The following is a 490-nucleotide window of genomic DNA, read 5'->3' on the forward strand; positions in this document are numbered from 1 at the left end:
GCTAGCTCCCGAAACGCTATTTCGGGCAGCGCGGTTATCATTCCGCTAGCCGACACGTCCTTGTAGATATGCCAATCTTACTTGATATGTCCCGGACATTTAAACGACAAGTGCCCGTCCTGCGCCAATACATCGAGCCGACATTCTTGATGAAGTCTATCCTGCTACAAAAAGGTTCGTCAAATTGTCGTCGCTCATTATACCAAGTGACTAACCTTACAAATCAATAACCGGTCAAGCGTCAGCGTCAGTCACGCCAAGGAGCCGTGCGATCGCCAGCACCCAGCACCGTCAAAACTGACCTATTGAAATCGACATTGCGCTTCATAATCTCGGCAGCGGTGGCGACCATGAGCCTGATCATATTGATCTCAAATTGACGGATGATTTGACTCCAACATGCAGCCTTGATTTCGCCAAAGCCGTTCGTCAAGGCTAGGTCGCCGATGTATTATCATCCGCCAACGCCAGTTGGGTAAAACCACCTAGC

At 49.8% G+C, this 490-nt stretch carries 1 protein-coding gene; it reads right to left on the reverse strand.

The genetic code is table 11. From position 1 onward, the window contains the following. Positions 1–247: 247 nt before the first annotated feature. Complete coding sequence (locus MXAZACID_RS17490; RefSeq protein ID WP_008495933.1) at positions 248–433, reverse strand: hypothetical protein; 186 nt, start codon at positions 431–433, stop codon at positions 248–250. Between the last annotated feature and the right edge of the window lie 57 nt (positions 434–490).

Source organism: Acidocella sp. MX-AZ02, from assembly GCF_000306035.1.
Classification (GTDB): domain Bacteria; phylum Pseudomonadota; class Alphaproteobacteria; order Acetobacterales; family Acetobacteraceae; genus Acidocella; species Acidocella facilis.